Source organism: Nonomuraea roseola (genome assembly GCF_039535395.1).
Taxonomy (GTDB): domain Bacteria; phylum Actinomycetota; class Actinomycetes; order Streptosporangiales; family Streptosporangiaceae; genus Nonomuraea; species Nonomuraea roseola.
This window is the reverse complement of sequence record NZ_BAAAXC010000012.1, coordinates 647392-664923: the sequence shown is the minus strand read 5'-3', so window position 1 is coordinate 664923 and position 17532 is coordinate 647392. Positions and strand designations below refer to the sequence as shown.

Annotated in this window: 14 protein-coding genes; 7 read left to right on the top strand and 7 right to left on the bottom strand. The window is 69.7% G+C overall.

From position 1 onward, the window contains the following. Position 1: 1 nt before the first annotated feature. A complete protein-coding gene (locus ABFX55_RS15220; protein ID WP_346121491.1) occupies positions 2 to 2059 on the bottom strand; it encodes a class I adenylate-forming enzyme family protein in 2058 nt (685 codons plus the stop codon). A 948-nt stretch (positions 2060 to 3007) separates the two neighbouring features. Here ABFX55_RS15220 and ABFX55_RS15215 point away from each other — a divergent pair. From ABFX55_RS15215 to ABFX55_RS15200, 4 genes are all read left to right on the top strand, one after another. Beyond that, positions 3008 to 4033, top strand: coding sequence for an aldose 1-epimerase family protein (locus ABFX55_RS15215; protein ID WP_346121489.1), 1026 nt, complete (start codon positions 3008 to 3010; stop codon positions 4031 to 4033). 144 nt (positions 4034 to 4177) lie between these two features. Then, positions 4178 to 5074, top strand: coding sequence for a thiamine pyrophosphate-dependent dehydrogenase E1 component subunit alpha (locus ABFX55_RS15210; protein WP_346121487.1), 897 nt, complete (start codon positions 4178 to 4180; stop codon positions 5072 to 5074). Further along, positions 5071 to 6075 (top strand): alpha-ketoacid dehydrogenase subunit beta, encoded by a 1005-nt coding sequence (locus tag ABFX55_RS15205; protein WP_346121485.1) that lies wholly within the window; start codon positions 5071 to 5073, stop codon positions 6073 to 6075. Before ABFX55_RS15210 ends, ABFX55_RS15205 begins: the two co-directional genes overlap by 4 nt. Next, positions 6072 to 7211: a 2-oxo acid dehydrogenase subunit E2 gene (locus ABFX55_RS15200; RefSeq protein WP_346121483.1), complete on the top strand. Its 1140-nt coding sequence runs from the start codon at positions 6072 to 6074 to the stop codon at positions 7209 to 7211. Before ABFX55_RS15205 ends, ABFX55_RS15200 begins: the two co-directional genes overlap by 4 nt. A 15-nt stretch (positions 7212 to 7226) precedes the next feature. Here ABFX55_RS15200 and ABFX55_RS15195 read toward each other — a convergent pair whose 3' ends face one another. From ABFX55_RS15195 to ABFX55_RS15175, 5 genes are all read right to left on the bottom strand, one after another. Beyond that, on the bottom strand, positions 7227 to 8150 hold the full coding sequence (locus ABFX55_RS15195; protein ID WP_346122001.1) for an ATP-binding cassette domain-containing protein: 924 nt from the start codon (positions 8148 to 8150) through the stop codon (positions 7227 to 7229). Then, a complete protein-coding gene (locus ABFX55_RS15190; RefSeq protein WP_346121481.1) occupies positions 8150 to 9094 on the bottom strand; it encodes an ABC transporter ATP-binding protein in 945 nt (314 codons plus the stop codon). Before ABFX55_RS15190 ends, ABFX55_RS15195 begins: the two co-directional genes overlap by 1 nt. 1 nt (position 9095) lies before the next feature. Next, the gene (locus ABFX55_RS15185; protein ID WP_346121479.1) at positions 9096 to 9983 is read right to left on the bottom strand and encodes an ABC transporter permease; all 888 of its coding nucleotides are present in this window, start codon (positions 9981 to 9983) and stop codon (positions 9096 to 9098) included. After that, positions 9980 to 10972, bottom strand: coding sequence for an ABC transporter permease (locus tag ABFX55_RS15180; protein WP_346121477.1), 993 nt, complete (start codon positions 10970 to 10972; stop codon positions 9980 to 9982). The genes ABFX55_RS15185 and ABFX55_RS15180 overlap by 4 nt, the downstream gene beginning before the upstream one ends. A 75-nt stretch (positions 10973 to 11047) precedes the next feature. After that, positions 11048 to 12814: an ABC transporter substrate-binding protein gene (locus ABFX55_RS15175; RefSeq protein ID WP_346121475.1), complete on the bottom strand. Its 1767-nt coding sequence runs from the start codon at positions 12812 to 12814 to the stop codon at positions 11048 to 11050. A 327-nt stretch (positions 12815 to 13141) separates the two neighbouring features. Here ABFX55_RS15175 and ABFX55_RS15170 point away from each other — a divergent pair, with 327 nt between their 5' ends. The 3 genes from ABFX55_RS15170 (at position 13142) to ABFX55_RS15160 (ending at position 16947) form a co-directional block, all read left to right on the top strand. Continuing rightward, positions 13142 to 14125 (top strand): phosphotransferase family protein, encoded by a 984-nt coding sequence (locus ABFX55_RS15170; RefSeq protein WP_346121473.1) that lies wholly within the window; start codon positions 13142 to 13144, stop codon positions 14123 to 14125. Between the two features lie 38 nt (positions 14126 to 14163). Continuing rightward, positions 14164 to 15342 carry an FAD-dependent oxidoreductase gene (locus ABFX55_RS15165; protein WP_346121471.1) on the top strand — a complete coding sequence of 393 codons (1179 nt, stop codon included), beginning with the start codon at positions 14164 to 14166 and terminating at the stop codon, positions 15340 to 15342. A gap of 276 nt (positions 15343 to 15618) precedes the next feature. Continuing rightward, positions 15619 to 16947, top strand: coding sequence for a class II 3-deoxy-7-phosphoheptulonate synthase (locus ABFX55_RS15160; RefSeq protein WP_346121469.1), 1329 nt, complete (start codon positions 15619 to 15621; stop codon positions 16945 to 16947). A 160-nt stretch (positions 16948 to 17107) separates the two neighbouring features. On the opposite strand, the gene ABFX55_RS15155 is transcribed toward ABFX55_RS15160, so the two are convergent. Continuing rightward, positions 17108 to 17485 (bottom strand): thioredoxin domain-containing protein, encoded by a 378-nt coding sequence (locus tag ABFX55_RS15155; protein WP_183659627.1) that lies wholly within the window; start codon positions 17483 to 17485, stop codon positions 17108 to 17110. Positions 17486 to 17532 lie beyond the last annotated feature (47 nt).

Sequence of the window (17532 nt, the reverse complement as noted above, 5' to 3'; positions counted from 1 at the left end):
GTCACGCCTTCCCGATCATGGCTCGAAGCTCCTCTTTGACGACCTTTCCCGACCGGTTCCTCGGCAGGTCGGCCACGACCAGCACCCGGTGCGGGATCTCGTGCCTGGCCAGCCGGTCGGCCAGGAACGCGCGCAGCGCGGTCACGGAGAGGTCAGGTCCGCGCGGCACGACGGCGGCGGCGAGCGCGGTCCCCAGCACGGGGTGCTCCACTCCGACCACCGCGGCCTCGGCGACGCCGGGATGCTCGTACAGCGCGGCCTCGACCTGGAGAGTGGACACCTTGAAGGCGCCCGACTTGACCACGTCGCTCTCCCTGTCCACGAGATAGAGGTAGCCGTCACGGTCGAGGTAGCCGAGGTCCCCCATCCGCACCCATCCATCCCTGAACACCCCACCCCCGCTCCCCTCACCACTGACCCCTCCGCCCACCTCGGCGAGCCTCACGTCCCCGCCCGCCGTCCGGCCGGTGACCGCGCCGTCGGCCACCACCAGGTCACCCGCCTCACCGTCGGCGCGACCCGTGTCCGCTGTGCGACCGTCCGCGTTCTCCCCTGCCGTCCGGCTGCCGATGTATGAGCGGGGTGCGGCGGCGGAGCGGAGCCAGATCTCGCCCACCTCGCCGGGGGGCAGGCGCCTGCCGTCCTCGCCGGTCACCCGCAGCGCGCTGCCGAACCCCGCGCGCCCCAGTGCCGCGGGTCTGTCCTTGTCGAAGACCATCACGGTCTGCGCCGGCGCCGCCTCGGTCGAGGTGTAGTAGTTGACGAGCGTCGCGTTGGGGAAAGCGGCCGACAGCCGTAGGGAAAGCGCGGGAGGCAGCGCCGCCGCCGCCGACCCGAGCAGGACCACGCTCGACAGGTCGTGCCGCTCGTGCGCGCCGTGGTTGAGCAGTTCGCTGGCCATGGAGGGGACGACGAAGACCGTCCCCACTGCGTGCGACTCGATCAGCCTGGCGAACCTCGCCGCGGTGAACGTCGGCAGCGTCATGACAGTGGGGTGGGCGTCGAGCGCGTTCATCAGCATGGCCTGGGCGGCGTTCGTGCCGATGGGGAAGGCATGCAGCAGACGGGTGGAGTGGGCGAACCTGCGCCTGTTCGGCCGTAGGGCCCGGTCGTGGGTCAGGTTGGCGTGGCTGGCCCCCACCGCCTTGGGCCTGCCGGTGGTGCCGGAGGTGTAGAGAATCTGGGCCAAGTCACCGGGGTTCACCTCGACCCCGACACCACCCTGAGACGCCCACCCCCGCGCCACCCCGACACCCGAACCCCGCCCGCCCGCATCCCCGCCTTCCACGCCATGCACAAGTTCAGCCCCGCCTTGTAAGCCGCCCACGGGTCCAGCCCCGCCCTGTAAGCCGTCCGCGAGCCCAGCCCCACCTTCTGGGGTGCTCGTGACGAGGTTGTCGCCAGGGATGCGGGGAAGGGGCGCAAGGCCGCCTTTCGGCGTGCTCGTGACGAGCTCAGGCTGGGCGTCCGACGCCCAAGGCAGGTGTGCGGGCCCGTCAGCGATCTGGTGGTGCTGGCCCTGATCGGCTACGACGCCATGGCCGCCGTCCTGGGGCAGGTGTCCCCGGGCGCGTTCGCCGGCCGTACGGTGGCCAGACTCGACGTCCGGGGGACGGGGCAGGTTCTCGGGCCCGGCTTCCAGATCTGCCGCCTGGCAGGACCAGTACGCGCCCGGCGGAGGGAGAGCGCCTTCCCCGTGGAGCACCCCCACGGCCGCGCAGTCGTCCAGCAGGTAGGCGAGTTCGGCCGGTGCCAGGCGGTCCGACAGAGGCACGGCCACCGCTCCGGCCCGCTGGACGGCGCAGTAGGCGATCGCGAAGGCGATCCAGTCCTTGGCGGCGAACAGCAACCCCACGCGCTCGCCGCGCCGGAGCCCTCGGGCGAGCAGGCCACGGGCGGCGGAGTCGGCGCGCAGGTGCCACTCCCGCATGGTCAGCTCGCCATGACCGGCGACGGCTAATGCCACCCGGTCGGGTTCGAGCGCCGCGCGGGAGCGGAGAAGGTCAGGCACGGTGGTGGGGCCGGAAGAGCCCCTCGGGTGGTCCACGACTGTCGACATGAATGCCCTTTGTGAGACAGACGTTGCATCGGCGTGTGGTGCGGTGTCCTGGGCGCCCTGATGGTCCGGTGCGGCAGAGTGCCCTGGTGGTGCGGTGTCTGTTCTGCGCCCGGCGTCCGGGCTGCGCTCCTGCGCCGTACGGTCGGAACCGTCTGGACGGCGGCGGAATTCGTTCAAAGTGGGAACGCTCCCACGGATGGGAGGCTAGGAGTGTGCAGCAGATTACGTCAAGCTCTCAGCCGAAATTCCCACAACATATCCCGATTTATGGCTCTTTATGCACGTCGACGACGCGGGCTCGCCTGCGAAGACACTCAGACGTTGACATCGATCTCCACTAATCCTTACCTTGAATTGGGAGCGCTCCCATCTCTAAGGAGGACGGCCTGACCCCTTCAACGGGATCCAGGAAGGGATCTTGCGCTGTCGGATGGGCGATCCGGGGATGCCGGGTGACGTGTCCGGCACCGCAGGATGGGCAGTCCCGGATTGCCGGCGCCGTCGGATGGGCGGTCCGGAGAGGCCCGGTGAGTTGTCTGGTGCTGTCCCGAGGGGTGATCCGAGTGGCGCGTTTCGAACCTCTTCGCCGGGGGTGGCCTGAGGTCGCCTGCTGAGGCCTCCTGTCTGGTGATATGCGCCAGGCGATATCCTGCGGCCCGTCCTATCCGCCCCCGATCGACGCCCCAGGCCGGCAGCCCAACGATGAGGACTCCTGCCGACCGCCCCACCACGTGGAAACCTGTGCCGCTCCGACCGGCCTCCAGCAAGGCCCTGGGCCACTCATGTCCGCCCAGGCGAGAACCCCGTCCACCCCGCCGACCTGCCCCCACTCCCCTGAGCCGCCAGATCGGCAGTCTCATCCCCCAAGAGCCGCGCCATCCCCTCGGTCGCCCCACCCCCGCTGACCCGTTCGAGCCGCTCCAGGTTCGCCCCGTGAAAGGACCTCCCTTGACCGACCTCCTCCTTCACGGCGGCGGCTATACGGCGGCCATCGCCGAGTGCGGCGCCGCCGTACGGATGCTGCGTCACGGCGACCGCGACCTGATCACCGACTGGCCCGCCGAAGGCCCCATCCCCTACTACAGCGGCGCCCTGCTCGCCCCATGGCCGAACAGGGTCGGCGGCGCCGGCTACGCCTTCGAGGGCGACGTCCACCGGCTGCCCGTCAACGAGCCCGACAGGGGCCACGCCCTCCACGGGCTGGTCGCCGAGGCCCGCTGGAGCGTCGCCGAGCTGTTCACCGTCGAGGACGACCACGGCTTCGCCAGGCTGACCCTCGACCTCGCGCCGTCGCAGGGATACCCGTTCGCGCTGTCGTTCCAGGTCGTGCACCGGCTCGACGGCGACGGACTGACCACCACGCTGACCGTCCAGAACGTGGGTGACAGGCCCGCCCCCTACGGGTGCGGTCCGCATCCGTGGCTGCTGGCCGGCGACGACGTCACGGCCTACGAACTGCACCTGCCCGCCTCCCTCGTGGCGATGGTGGACGAGGCGCTGATCCCGGTCGCACTGGAGGACGTCGCGTCCACGCCGTACGACTTCAGGACGCCCCGGGTGATCGGCGACACGGCCATCGACCACGCGTTCACCGCCCTGGCACACGGGAACCTGGAAACGGGCAGCCGAGGGTCGGGATCGGAGAGCGGCCGCCAGGTCTCGGGCCAGGCGGGCACGGAGGGGCACGGGCGTGCGGGGCTTCACGGTGAGAGTCCGACGGACGCCGGGCGGACGGATGGCGTGGACGGGCTCGTGCGGGTGCGGGTGTGCGGGCCGGGCGGCGGGGTGGAGATGAGCTGGCAGGCGGCGGAGCTCCCATGGGTCCAGGTGTGCACGGGCACGGGCCTCGGCCACGCCGGTCTGGCCGTGGAGCCGATGACCTGCCCGCCCGACGCGTTCAACTCGAGGACCGACCTGGTGGTGCTGTCCCCTGGTGACAAGCACGAGGCCTCCTGGACCATCGCGGCCCTCTAGCGCTCGCAGGCCGGGGTGTCACAGGGCCGGAGGGATGCCGATCCCGGCCCGGAGTCTCCGGCCTCCTTGACGGGCCGTGCCGGTGACTCTTACCGTTTGGGAGCGCTCCCAAAGCCGTACCCTCCGAGGAGGACAGGTGATCACATGAGTCCGCCGGCCACCATCGAGGCCGACGACCTCGAAAGGCTGTTGCTCATCAGGCACTTCGAGCTCGCCCTGCTCCGCCTCTTCGAGCGCGGCCTGCTGCACGGCACCACCCACACGTGCCTCGGCCAGGAGCACATCCCCGTCGCCCTCTCCCCCCTGCTGCGTCCCGACGACTTCGTGTTCAGCAACCACAGGGGCCACGGGCACTTCCTGGCCCGCCACCTCGACCCCCACGCCCTGCTCGCCGAGATCATGGGCCGCGAGGGCGCGCTCTGCGGCGGCGTCGGCGGCAGCCAGCACATCTACCACCGCCGCTTCCTGTCGACGGGCGTCCAGGGCGAGAGCCTGCCCGTCGCCGTCGGCGTGGCCCTGCGCATGGCCGGGACCGGCGCGCTCACCTGCGTCTACGTCGGCGACGGCACCTGGGGCGAGGGCTCGGTCTACGAGGCGCTGAACCTCGCGAGCCTCTGGCAGGTCCCCCTCCTGCTCGTCGTGGAGAACAACGGCATCGCCCAGTCCACGCCGACCCGCCTCCAGCTCGCCGGCTCCGTCGCGGCGAGGGCGGCCGCCTTCGACGTCGACCACCTCCCCATCGACTCCACCGACGTCGCCGGGATCAGGAACGCGCTGCGCCCCGCCGTCGCCGCGGTCCGCGAGCGCGGCAGGCCGCTCGTCGTGGAGTTCGCCACGCACCGGCTGGGCCCCCACAGCAAGGGCGACGACTCCCGTCCTGAATCCGACCTCCTCCGCGCGCGTGAGGCCGACTGGTACACCAGCTACCGGCGGGCCGACCCTGAGCGATTCCTCCGCGTCGACCTCGCCCAGCGTGAGCGGGTCGAAAGGCTCGCCGACGAGGTCGCGGCCAGGCCGCCGTCCGTCTGGGACAGGGCGTGAGGGTCGCCGAGCAGCTCAACCTCGCCCTGCACGAGCTGCTGAAGTCCGACCCGAGCGTGCACCTCCTGGGCGAGGATCTCTCCGACCCGTACGGCGGAGCCTTCAAGATCACCAAGGGGCTGTCCACGGCGTTCGGCGACCGGGTTCGCTCGACCCCGCTCAGCGAGAGCGCCATCGTCGGCGTCGGCGCTGGACTGGCGCTGGCGGGCGACAAGGCGATCGTCGAGATCATGTTCGCCGACTTCGTCACGCTGGCCTTCGACCAGCTGGTCAACTTCGCGGCGAAGTCCACCACGATGTACGGCAGGCGCGTGCCCATGCCCCTCGTCGTCCGCTGCCCTTCGGGAGGCGGAAGGGGCTACGGGCCCACCCACAGCCAGAGCCCCCAGAAGCACCTCATCGGCGTGCCTGGTCTCGGCGTCCACGAGCTGTCCCCCTTCCACGACCCCGGTGTGCTGCTCACCCATCTGCTGTCGACAGGCGAGCCGTCCGTGCTGTTCGAGGACAAGATCCTCTACACCCGCCAGGCGTTCGAGAACGGCGTCGTCGACGACCTCTTCCGCTTCGAACTGCTCGGCGAGCGGCCCGGATGGGCGCGGGTGTTCCTGCCGGAGGTGGGCGCCCCCGACTGCGTGCTGGTCACGCCCGGAGGCATGGCGCACAGGGCGGTCTCGGCCATGCGCGAGCTGCTGCTCAACGACGAGGTGGCCTGCGAGCTGCTGGTCCCGGCCACGCTGTACCCGCTCGCGCTGGAGGAGGCGGTGCTCGAGAGGCTGTCGGCGGCAGGACACGTCTGCGTGGCCGACGACGGCAGCGAGGGCGGCACCTGGAGCGCCGAGGTCGCCAGGCGGCTGTACGGCCCGCTCTGGCCGACCCTTCGGCAGCCGATCGGCCTGGTCAACGCGGCCGACAGCATCCTTCCCACGGCGCTTCACCTGGAACGGGAGATCATGGTGCAGGACAGCACGATCCGCTCGGCCGTGCTCGGGGCCCTCTCGTGATCGAGGTCAGGGTCCCGAGGCTGAACAGCAACGACACCCACTACATCGTGGTGGAGTGGGTGGCCGAGGAGGGGTCGCGGGTCGCGGAGGGCGATCCGCTCGTGGTGGTGGAGACCTCCAAGGCGACCGAGGAGATCGCGGCCGAGGGGGAAGGGGTGGTGCGCCGCCTGCTTCCCGAGGGGGCCGAGATCGAGCCGGGCCAGACGGTGGCCCACCTGCTGCCCGGCTCCGAACCCCTCGCCGGGCTGGAAGACCCTCGCCGGGACGTCGCGCCCGGCCACCGGCCACAGGATGACGGGGTCGTCATCACCGAGCCCGCGCGGGCGCTCATGGCCTCGGCGGGCGTGTCCGAGGAGAGGGTGCGCGCCCTCGGCGTACGGCTGGTCCGCAGGGCCGACATCGAGCGGCTGGCCGCCAGGCCGGAGACCCAGGAGCCTCCCGCGCCGCCGTACCCGCAGCACGAGAGAGTGACCCTCGGAAGGGCGCAGCGGCGCACCGCCGAACTGGTGGCCGAGTCGCACAGGACGGTGCCCGCCGCCTTCACCGCGCTGACCGTCGAGGTGGACGCCGCGCTCGCCATGGCGAGGACGGCGACCAGGTCGTACCGCACGCTGGTCGGCCTTCCCGAGCTGCTCGTCAGAGCGGCGGGGCTGCTGCGCGACAGGTTCCCGCTGTTCTTCGCAGAAGCCGAGCCGGACGGCGTCGTCCGCCTGGCCCCCGCCGCCCACGTGGGCGTCACCTTCGACACGGGCAAGGGCCTGGCCGTCCCCGTCGTACGCGACGCGGGCACCAGGTCGCTGGCCGAGGTGTCGAAGGATCTCATGGACTTCCGCAGGGCCTCGATGGGCGACGGCTTCAGGGAGCGCGACCTGCGCGACCCCTCGACGGTGGTGACGCTGCACACCGATCCGGGCGTCGCGTTCGCCGTGCCCGTGGTCTTCCCCGGCCACACCAGCGCCCTGTCGCTGCCGGCCGTCAGGACCGAGCTCGAACTCGACGGTGAAGGAGCACCCGTCGCCAGGCAGGTCGTGAACCTGGGCGTCGCCTATGACCACAGGGTGCTCAACGGCCGCGACGCGGTGGCCTTCCTCGTCGCGGCCAGGGAGCTCCTTCGCTCACCCGAGCAGCTCGCCTGACCGCGACGGCTTCTGTCAGCGCACCAGCTCCAGGGCGGGCGCGCAGGTGCCCGAGGTGGCGCAGCCGACGAAGTGGCCTGGCTCGGCCTCCACGAGGCCGGGCCACGTGGCGTCGCGCCCCGCGGCGCCGTGGTAGAAGCAGGTCGCCTCCTCCTCGGGCGCGTCCTCCTCCTCCGACCACCTGCGGTGCAGCCGCGGGACCGAACCCAGCAGGTTCCTGGTGTAGGGGTGCAGGGGGTTGCCGAAGACCAGCTCGGTCCTGCCCATCTCGACGACCCTGCCGCCGCGCAGCACGACGGTCTTCTCGCTGACGTAGTTGCCCAGCGACAGGTCGTGGGTGATGAACAGGATGCCGAGCCCTCTCCCCTTGAGCTCGCCGAGCAGGTTGAGCACGTCGATCCTGGTCGAGGCGTCCAGCATGCTGATGATCTCGTCGGCGACCAGCATCCTGATGTCGAGCAGCAGGGCGCGGGCGATCAGCAGGCGTTGCAGCTGCCCTCCGCTGAGCTGGTGGGGGTACTTGCCGAGGACGCCGCCGGGGTCCAGCCGTACGGCCGCGAGCGAGCTCTCCACCCTGCCGCGCCAGTCGGCCGCGCCCATGCTGGGGAAGAACCTCTGCCTGATCATCTCCAGCACCCTGTCGGCCTTGAAGATGGGGTTGTAGGAGCTGAAGGGGTCCTGGAAGACGCCCTGCACCGACCTGTAGTAGTCCTTCTGCCTGGCGATGTCGACGCCGTCCAGGGTGATGGAGCCGTCCGAGACGGCGGCCAGGCGCAGGATCATCCTGCCCAGCGTGGTCTTGCCGCTGCCGCTCTCCCCGATCAGGGAGACGACCTCGCCCTGCGCGACCTCGAAGCCCACCTCCCGTACGGCGCGCAGCTCCCGCCCGCCGAACGAGCCCGTCCTGAAGGTCTTGGAGACCCTGTCCAGTCTCAGCATCACACGGCCTTCCAGCAGGCGACGGAGTGTCCAGGCGCGACCTCGGCGAAGGGCGGCTCCTCCGCGCAGCGCTCGAAGGCCAGCGGGCAGCGGCTCCTGAACCTGCAGCCCTTCGGCGGATCGAGCAGTGAGGGCGGGCGTCCTGGGATGCCCTGGAGCCTGCGCTCCTCGTAGCGGACGCCGACCTCGGGCAGCGAGGAGATCAGCGCCTGGGTGTAGGGGTGGCGCGGCGCGGAGACGATGACGTCGGCGGGCGCCTTCTCCGCCAGCTTGCCCGCGTACATCACCATGATCGTGTCGGCGATCTGGTAGACGAGCGAGATGTCGTGGGTGACCACGATCATGCTTTTGACGAGGTCGCGGTCCCTGAACTCCAGGAGCGTCTTGGCCACGGCCTTCTGCGAGGAGACGTCGAGGGCCGAGGTGACCTCGTCGGCGATCAGCAGGGAGGGGTTGAGAAGCGTGGAGATGACCATCACCATGCGCTGCTTCATCCCGCCCGACAGCTCGATCGGGTAGCGGTCGAGCACGTCGGCGGAGAGGCCGACCAACCCGACGCGCCGTTCGAGTTCCTCCCGCATGGGCGCCACGCCCCTCGACCTGAGCAGTTCGTCGACCATCCGGCCGATCTTCCTCGTCGGGTTCATGGCGCTCATGGCGTACTGCGGGATGAGCGACACCTCGTGGAACCTGAAGGGGTTCATGGCGTGGGTGTCGCCGACCGGCAGGTCCTTGCCGTCGAGCTCTGCCGAGCCGCCGATGTGGCGCATCCTGCCGTCGAGCCTGATGAGGCTCTTGCCGAGCGTCGACTTGCCCGAGCCGGACTCGCCGGCCAAACCCATGATCTCCCCGTCGGCCAGGGAGAAGGTGACGCCGTCGAGGGCCTTCACGTCCCCCTTGAGCGTCCGGTAGTAGACCCTGAGGTCCTCCACCTTCAAGGTCATGTCACATCTCCCTCAGCTTGGGGTTGAACACCTCGTCGAGTCCGACGTTCATCACGTAGAGCGAGCCGACGACGGCCGTGATGCCGAGACCGGGCGGGATGAACCACCACCACATGCCGAGGTGCAGCGCGTTGTAGCGGGCGGCGTTGTTGAGCATCAGACCCAGCGAGATCGAGTCGGTCGGGCCCAGGCCGATGAAGTCGAGGGAGGCGCCGATCAGCACGGAGCCACCGAACAGCAGGATGAAGGCCATGAACAGGTAGGAGCTCATGTTGGGCGCGATCTCCCTGGTCATGATCCGCCACGGGCGCACGCCGCTGAGCCTGGCCAGGTCCACGAACTCGCGGCTGCGCAGCGAGAACGTCTGCGCCCTGATCGCCCTGGCCACCCACGGCCAGGAGGTGAGCCCGATGAAGACGGCCTGCACGGGGATGCTGCGGATGCCGAGGTAGGCGTTGATCACCAGCAGCACCGCCAGCGCGGGGAGCACCAGGACGATGTTGGTGAGCATGTTGAGGACCTCGTCCACGATGCCGCCCCTGTACCCGGCGGTGAACCCGATCGCCATGCCGATGACCGCGGCGATGCCGCCGCCGAGCAGGCCGACCAGGAAGGTCGCCCGCAGGCCGTGGATGAACTGGGTGAAGATGTCCTGTCCGAAGATCGTGGTGCCGAACCAGTGCTCACCTGACGGCGGGGCGAACTGCGGCCCGACGTAGGCGTTGGGGTCGGCGGCGGCGACCATCGGCCCGAACAGCCCGAGGGCCAGCAGCACCAGCAGGACGGTGAGGCCGGCCAGCAGCTTCCCGTTGCGCAGCGCGAAGTGCAGCGCCTCGGCGCGCACCCCCGTGGTGGCGACGGCGGCCTTCTCGTCGGGAACGACGCTCATGCCTCAGCCCCCATCCCCGCCCTGGTACGCGGATCGACCAGGACGTAGACGATGTCGATGACGAAGTTGGCGACCAGCACGCCGATCACGATGAACAGGAAGACGCCCTGCAACAGGAAGAAGTCCTGGTTCTGGATGGCCTTGAGGATCAGGCTGCCGAGGCCCGGATAGGAGAAGACGACCTCGGTGACCAGCGCGCCTGCCACGAGCACGCCGAGTTGCAGAGCCAGCCCTGTGATCTGCGGCAGCACCGCGTTCCTGAAGGCGTAGCGGCGGATCAGCCGCTGGGGAGCGCCCAGCGCCGACAGGTAGGCCGAGTAGTCGGCCTCCAGCTCGTAGATGATCATGTTGCGCATGCCGATGGCCCAGCCGCCGAAGGCGACGAGGAAGAGCGACAGGAACGGCAGGAACCAGTGCAGGGCCAGGCTGCCGACGAACTCCCACGACAGGTTGGGCCGCATCGCGTAGCTGTAGCCGCCCGCGACGGGGAAGACGCCTGCCACGATGCCGAGCCCCCAGGCCAGCAGGATGGCCAGCCACATGTACGGCGTGGCCGTCAGGATGTAGCCGACGGGCAGGACCGTGTTGTCCAGCAGCCTGCGCCTGGCCGCGAAGGCGCCGAACCTGTTGCCTGCCCACCAGCTCAGCAGGATGGCGGGCACGAGCAGGCCCAGGGTGTACGGCACGGCGCGCGTGATCACGTCGGCCACGGGAGTGGGGAACAGCCAGATGCTGATCCCGAGGTCCCCTCGCAGCAGCGCGCCCCAGAAGTTGAGGTACTGCTGCCAGGCGGGCAGGTCCAGGCCGAACAGGCCGGTGTAGTAGGCCTGCATGGCCGCCACCGCCTCGGGCTGGGCGAGGTTGGCCCTCGACACCATCGAGGCGACGGGGTCACCCGGCATGAGCCGGGGGATCAGCCAGTTGATCGTGACCGCCGCGAAGAACGTCAGTCCGTAGATGAGCAGCTTCCTGCCGAAATAGCGTCGCACGCGATGACTCCAGGTTGGACGGCGAAGGGCGGGGAGCCGCCCCCTCCGGCGAGGGGAGGGGGCGGCGGCCAGAGGTCAGCCCTTCGCAGGCTGGATCTCGGTGAGCGTCAGGATGCCGCCCAGCTCCAGCCAGTTGCGCCACATGGTCGGCGCGGACTTGGGCGCGTCGGGGGCCGACGAGGGCCAGTTCGTCCACACCGAGCTGGTGGTCTGCGACCACAGGCCGTTGTACCAGAGCGGGATGGCCGGCATGTCCTCCAGCTGGATGCGCTGGATCTTGGACAGGACCTCCTTCATTCCCGCCTCGTCCTCGGGCTTCTTGCCGTCGAGCTCCTGGACCAGGTCCCAGACCTTCTTGTTCTCGTAGCGGCCGAAGTTGACCGTGTTCTGGGCCTTCTGGATCGGCAGCTGGAAGAGGTAGTCGTAGTACATCCACGGCGTGTTCGACAGCTGCCGCTCATTGTTGATCATCATGTCGAACTTGCCCGACGAGCGCTTGTCGACCAGCGCGTTGTAGTCGGGGAACTCGGGCGTGAGGTTGACGCCCACCGCCTTGGCGCTCTCGGCGATGACCCTGATCGACTCCATCCAGTCCGACCAGCCGGCCGGGACCTCGATCTTCAGCTGGATCTTGGAGCCGTCCTTGTTCTCGACGAAGCCGTCGCCGTCGGTGTCCTTGTAGCCCGCGTCGGCCAGCATCTTCTTGGCCTTGGCCTGGTCGAAGGAGAACCCGAGCTCGCTCACCACGCTCTGGTCGACGTACTTGTCCCACTGCGGCAGCAGGCCCGTCGGGTTGGCCGGACGCACCAGGTTGCCGTAGACGCCCTCGACGATCTTCTTGGTGTCGACGGCGCTGGCGACGGCCTTGCGGAAGGCCGGGTCGTCCATCGGCTTCTTCTGGGTGTTGAGCACCAGCCACGCGGTGTTGGCCGACAGCATGTACGGCGGCTCGGGGTAGTAGGTCTTCACCCCGAAGTTGCCCTTGACCAGGTTGGCGATGCCGGGCAGGAAGTTGTTGCTCAGGTCGAGGCCGTTCTGCAGCAGCAGGCCCATGGCGACCTCGTTGCTGGAGTTGACGATGTCGACGATGTACTTGGGCTTGACGTCCTTGTTCAGCGCCTTGGTGGCCCACCAGCCGTCACGCTTGACCCAGGCCACGCGGTCCTGGTCGTGGCTGTGGTAGCCGTAGGGGCCCGTGCCGACGGGCTTGTCGTTGACGCCGTTGACGACGTCCTCCTCCGAGCGGGCCTCCCAGACGTGCTTGGGCAGCATCACCCTGCTGTAGAGCGCGTTGGCCCACTGCTGGTAGTTGGGCTTGGTGAAGGTGAACTTCACCGTCTGGCCGTCGACCGCCTCCGCGCTCTTGAGGAAGGTCCAGAGGTTGGCGTAGGGAACCGTCTTCATCTTGCCGAGCTCGAAGGTGAACACCACGTCGTCAGCGGTCAGCGGCTTGCCGTCCGACCAGGTGACGCCCTGGCGCAGCTTGAGCTCGTAGGTGGTGTCGTCGCTCCAGGCTCCGCTCTCGGCCAGCCACGGGGTGAACTGGCCCGTGTTGGGGTCGAACAGGAACAGCGGCTCGTAGACCAGGCCGTTCGTGCCCGTGGCGTGGTCCCAGTTCCTGATGGGGTTGAAGTTGGCGGGCGCTCCCCACTGGGTCCCGCCGGTGTACAGCGTCTGGTTGCGCGGGAACGCGCCCTCGCCGCCCTGGGCGGGCGCCTGGCTCGCCGCCGCGCCAGGGGCGCTCGACTGTACGGCGGGCGTGGGCGTCTGCCCCGACGTGCAGGCTGTCACGACCAGGCAGGTCGCGAGCAGGGGCGTGAGCACGCGCCATCGGTTTCGCATGGAATCTCCTTTGTCCCCGCGCAGGGATCTCGCCCTGGCGGAGTTCTCCTCGAGCACCATCCCCCCGATGCCCTGAACCGGATTGACGCGCCTCATGACATGGGAGCGCTCCCACTCGCAAAGCCTTCCGCCGCGCCGGACAGGTAACGCGACCGTAAAATTGACGAATCCCGATGTCAATAGCGCTGCGGTACGCGTGACGTATCCGAGATATGCCGAAAAATCCGAGAAACACGGTAGCGTGGGAGCGTTTCCACAGGTCGGCTTTCTCGAAAGCCCATAACGCCTAGTTTGATCTGAAATGCCGCATGGAGGCATCATTCGAGCGTGGAAAGCAGAACCAAGCGCCGCATCAGCGCCGACGCCCTCTCCTCTCTCGCCCACAGGGCCGTCGGCTCGCACGTGCGCGAGGCGGTCGAGCTGGCCGACGGCTTCGCCAACGCCGTATGGAAGCTCGTCCTCGACGACGGCCGCCATGTCGTGCTGAAGCTGTCCCCTCCTCCCGAGCTCGACCAGCTCACCTACGAACGAGACCTGCTGCGCATGGAGGCCGCCGCCTACGCCCACGCGGCGGATGCGGGCGTGCCGGTCGCGGGCCTGCTGAAGGCGGGCTTCGACGACCCCGTGCTCGGCGGCGACTACCTCGTCATGACGGTGCTGGACGGCACGCCGTGGAACCAGGCGGAGCTCGACGACGCCGCCCAGGCCGCGCTCAGGTACGAGCTCGGCGGCCACCTGGCGCGGCTCAACGCGGTGACGGGCGACGTCTACGGCTACCCGCACAACGGCCTGACCGGCGCGACCTGGCGCGAGGCCTACCTGCGTATGACGGACGCACTCCTCGACGACGCCGTGCGCTATGAGGGGACGCCGCTCCCCCGGCCCGTCGCCGAGCTGAGGGCGTTGCTGGAGGGCGCCTCCGGGGCGCTGGACGAGGTGACCACGCCGCACCTGGTGCACTTCGACGTCTGGGCGGGCAACGTCTTCCTCGACCTGAACGCCGTGCCCAGCATCCAGGCGATCATCGACCACGAGCGTGCCTTCTGGGGTGACCCGCTCGCCGAGCTGATCACCCCGACGATCTTCAACGAGATCGAGGAGGACGACCCGCTGCTGGCGGGCTACCGCGCGGTGCGCCCGCTGGAGCTGACCCCCGGCGCGCACCGGCGGCTCGACCTCTACCGGGCCTACCTCTACCTGATCCTGCTGGTGGAGAACGGCCCCAGGCAGTACCCGGAGGAGGAGTACGCCCCGCTGCGCGATCTGGCGATGTCCTCGCTGGTCAAGGTGCTGGACCGGCTCGACGGGTGACGCTTGCGCGGCCACCCGTTTTCAGCGCATGATGAATTATGCGCTGTGTGATAGCGGGCGGCGGCCCAGCGGGCGCCGTGCTCGCTCTACTGCTGGCCAGGGCGGGCGTCGAGGTGACCCTGCTGGAGAAGCACGCCGACTTCCTGCGCGACTTCAGGGGTGACACGATCCACCCCTCCACCCTCCAGGTGCTCGACGAACTGGGGCTCGCGGAGGCCTTCCACCGGATCCCGCACCGCAAGGCGTACGGGATCGACCTGGTCACCGACACCGGCAGGACCAGGATCTCGAGCCTGCGCGACCTGCCGGGCCCCTACAACTACATCGCCTTCGTCCCGCAGTGGGACTTCCTCACCCTCATCACCGCCGAAGCCGCGACCTATCCGAACTTCCGGATGCTCATGAACGCCGAGGCCGTCGGCCTGATCCGCGAGGGCGGCGCGGTGCGCGGGCTGCGCTACCGCGACGCCGAGGGCGAGCACGAGCTCAGGGCCGAGGTGACGATCGCCGCCGACGGGCGGGGATCCACCCTGAGGGCGGCCGCGGGCCTCGTGCCGAAGGAGCTGGGCGCACCGATGGACGTCGTCTGGTTCAGGATGCCGCGCGAGGACGGCGACCCGGGCGAGACCTTCCTGCGCGTCTCGGCGGGGCACATGATGGTCGCGATCAACAGGGAGACCTACTGGCAGCTCGGCTACGTCATCCCGAAGGGCGGGGCGGACAGGCTGCGCGCCGACGGCGTCGGCGAGCTGCGCCGCCAGGTCGGGCGGCTGCTGCCCTTCCTCGGCGACCGCACGGAGGCGATCGCGGGCTTCGAGGACGTCAGCGTGCTCACCGTGGCGTTGAACCGGCTCGAGCGGTGGTACCGGCCAGGCTTCCTGTGCATCGGCGACGCGGCCCACGCCATGTCACCGGTGTTCGGGGTCGGGATCAACCTGGCCGTGCAGGACGCGGTGGCCACGGCCAACATCCTGCTCAGCGAAGGCCCCTCCGCCCTGCCCAAGGTGCAGCGGCGGCGGATGTTCCCCACGAAGGCCACGCAGCTCGCCCAGCAGGTGGCGCAGCGGCGGCTGATCCAGCCCGCGCTGAGCGGGTCGGCGAGACCGACGGGCCTGCCCGACCTCGCTGCCCTTCCCGTCGTCGGCAGGCTGGTGGGGCGGCTGCTCGCGCGCTTCGTCGGCCATGGCGTCCGCCCCGAGCACGTGAGCGCGAAGTGACGCGAAAGGCGCGCTGAAGGTCACGAGCGGCTCGCCACCCTGAAAGCAGGGCAAAGACTGCGTCGAGTCTCGCTTGCGCTTCGGCGGCGGTGTGCCCGCCCCGAAGATCCCGCTCGTACGGCCCTGCGGGGCCGTACTCACCTGCGACGCGGGCGCTGCGGGGCCTGACGGGCCGCCATGCCGCCTCGCCGAGGCGGCGATCGCCCGCGGACGGCGTTCTCACTACGTGGACATCGGTGTCCGCGCGCGGGAGCGAGTGGAATACCCTCGTATGCCGTGAGCAACCTTGATTCGTGGCGAACCATGACCGCGGCCCAGCAGCCCGACTGGCCCGACCGCAGCGAGCTCGAGAAGGTCGTCGCCGAGCTCGGCGGCCTGCCCCCGCTGGTCTTCGCCGGCGAGTGCGACCAGCTGAAGGACCAGCTGGCCGCCGTGGCCAGGGGCGAGGCGTTCGTCCTGCAGGGCGGCGACTGCGCCGAGACGTTCGCGGGCGCGACCGCCGACAACGTGCGCAACAAGCTCAAGACGCTCCTGCAGATGGCGATCGTGCTCACCTACGCCGCCAAGGTGCCGGTGGTCAAGATCGGGCGAGTGGCCGGCCAGTTCGCCAAGCCGCGCTCCAAGGGCACCGAGCTGCGCGACGGCGTCGAGCTGCCCGCCTACCGCGGCGACATGGTCAACGGCTTCGAGTTCACCCCCGAGTCGCGCAGGCCCGACCCGTGGCGGCTGCTGAGGGCCTACCACTCCTCCGCCGTCACGCTGAACCTCGCGCGGGCCTTCACCAAGGGCGGCTACGCCGACCTGCGACAGGTCCACGCCTGGAACCAGGACTTCGTGGCCGAGTCGCCCGCGGGCCGCCGCTACGAGCAGCTGGCCCGCGAGATCGACCAGGCGCTGGCGTTCATGCGCGCCTGCGGGGCCGACCCCGAGGAGTTCCACACGGTGGAGTTCTACTCCTCGCACGAGGCGCTGATCCTCGACTACGACAGGGCGCTCACCCGGGTCGACTCACGCACCGGCCTGCCGTACGACGTGTCGGCGCACATGGTCTGGATCGGCGAGCGCACCAGGCAGCTCGACGGGGCGCACGTGGAGTTCTTCTCGCGCATCCGCAACCCGATCGGCGTCAAGCTCGGCCCCACGACCTCGCCCGAGGAGGCCCTCGCGCTGATCGACAAGCTCAACCCCGACAACGAGGCGGGCCGGCTGACGTTCATCACGCGGATGGGCGCCTCCAAGATCCGCCAGCACCTTCCCACGCTGGTGGAGAAGGTGACCGCCTCGGGGGCGAAGGTGGCCTGGATCTGCGACCCGATGCACGGCAACACCTGGGAGGCGCCGAGCGGGCACAAGACGCGCCGCCTCGACGACGTGCTCGACGAGGTGGCGGGCTTCTTCGAGGTGCACCGCGCGCTCGGCACGCACCCCGGCGGCATCCACATCGAGTTCACCGGCGACGACGTGACGGAGTGCGTGGGCGGCGGCCAGGAGATCGTCGAGGGCGACCTCGCGCTGCGCTACGAGACGGCCTGCGACCCCAGGCTCAACCGGGGCCAGTCGCTCGACCTGGCCTTCAGGGTGGCCGAGCTCTACCGCTCGGTCTGACCCCGAGCCCGCCTCGGTCTGACCGCGCAACGGCCGGTCCGACCGAGGAACGGCCCCGCCTGACCCGCGGAACCGCCCGCTCCCCCTCTTCGGGAGCGGGCCTGGCCACACGTGACGCGAGCCCTCACCCCGCGGGGTGAGGGCTCTTCGCGTCATGGCGTCACTGCTGCTCGGGAGCCGTGCCCATCTCCTGCGCGAGTTCGGCCTTGATGGCCTCCATGTCGAGGGCCTTAACCTGGCCGATCAGGTCCTCGAGCGCGGGGGCGGGAAGAGCGCCCGGCTGGGCGAAGACGACGATGCCGTCGCGGATCGCCATGATCGTCGGGATCGAGGTGATCTCGAACCCCTCCGACAGCCCTCGCTGCGCCTCAGTGTCGATCTTGCCGAAGGTGACGTCGGCGTGCTTCTCCGACGCCTGCTCAAAAATCGGCCCGAACGTCCTGCACGGCCCGCACCAGGCCGCCCAGAAGTCCAGGAGGACGATCCCCTTGTCGGCGATGTCGTTGAAGTTCTGGTCGGTTACTTCGATAGTCGCCACAAGTGGCTCCTCATATCGTCGTCTCGCTTGCTTTCCTTAGAACCGTC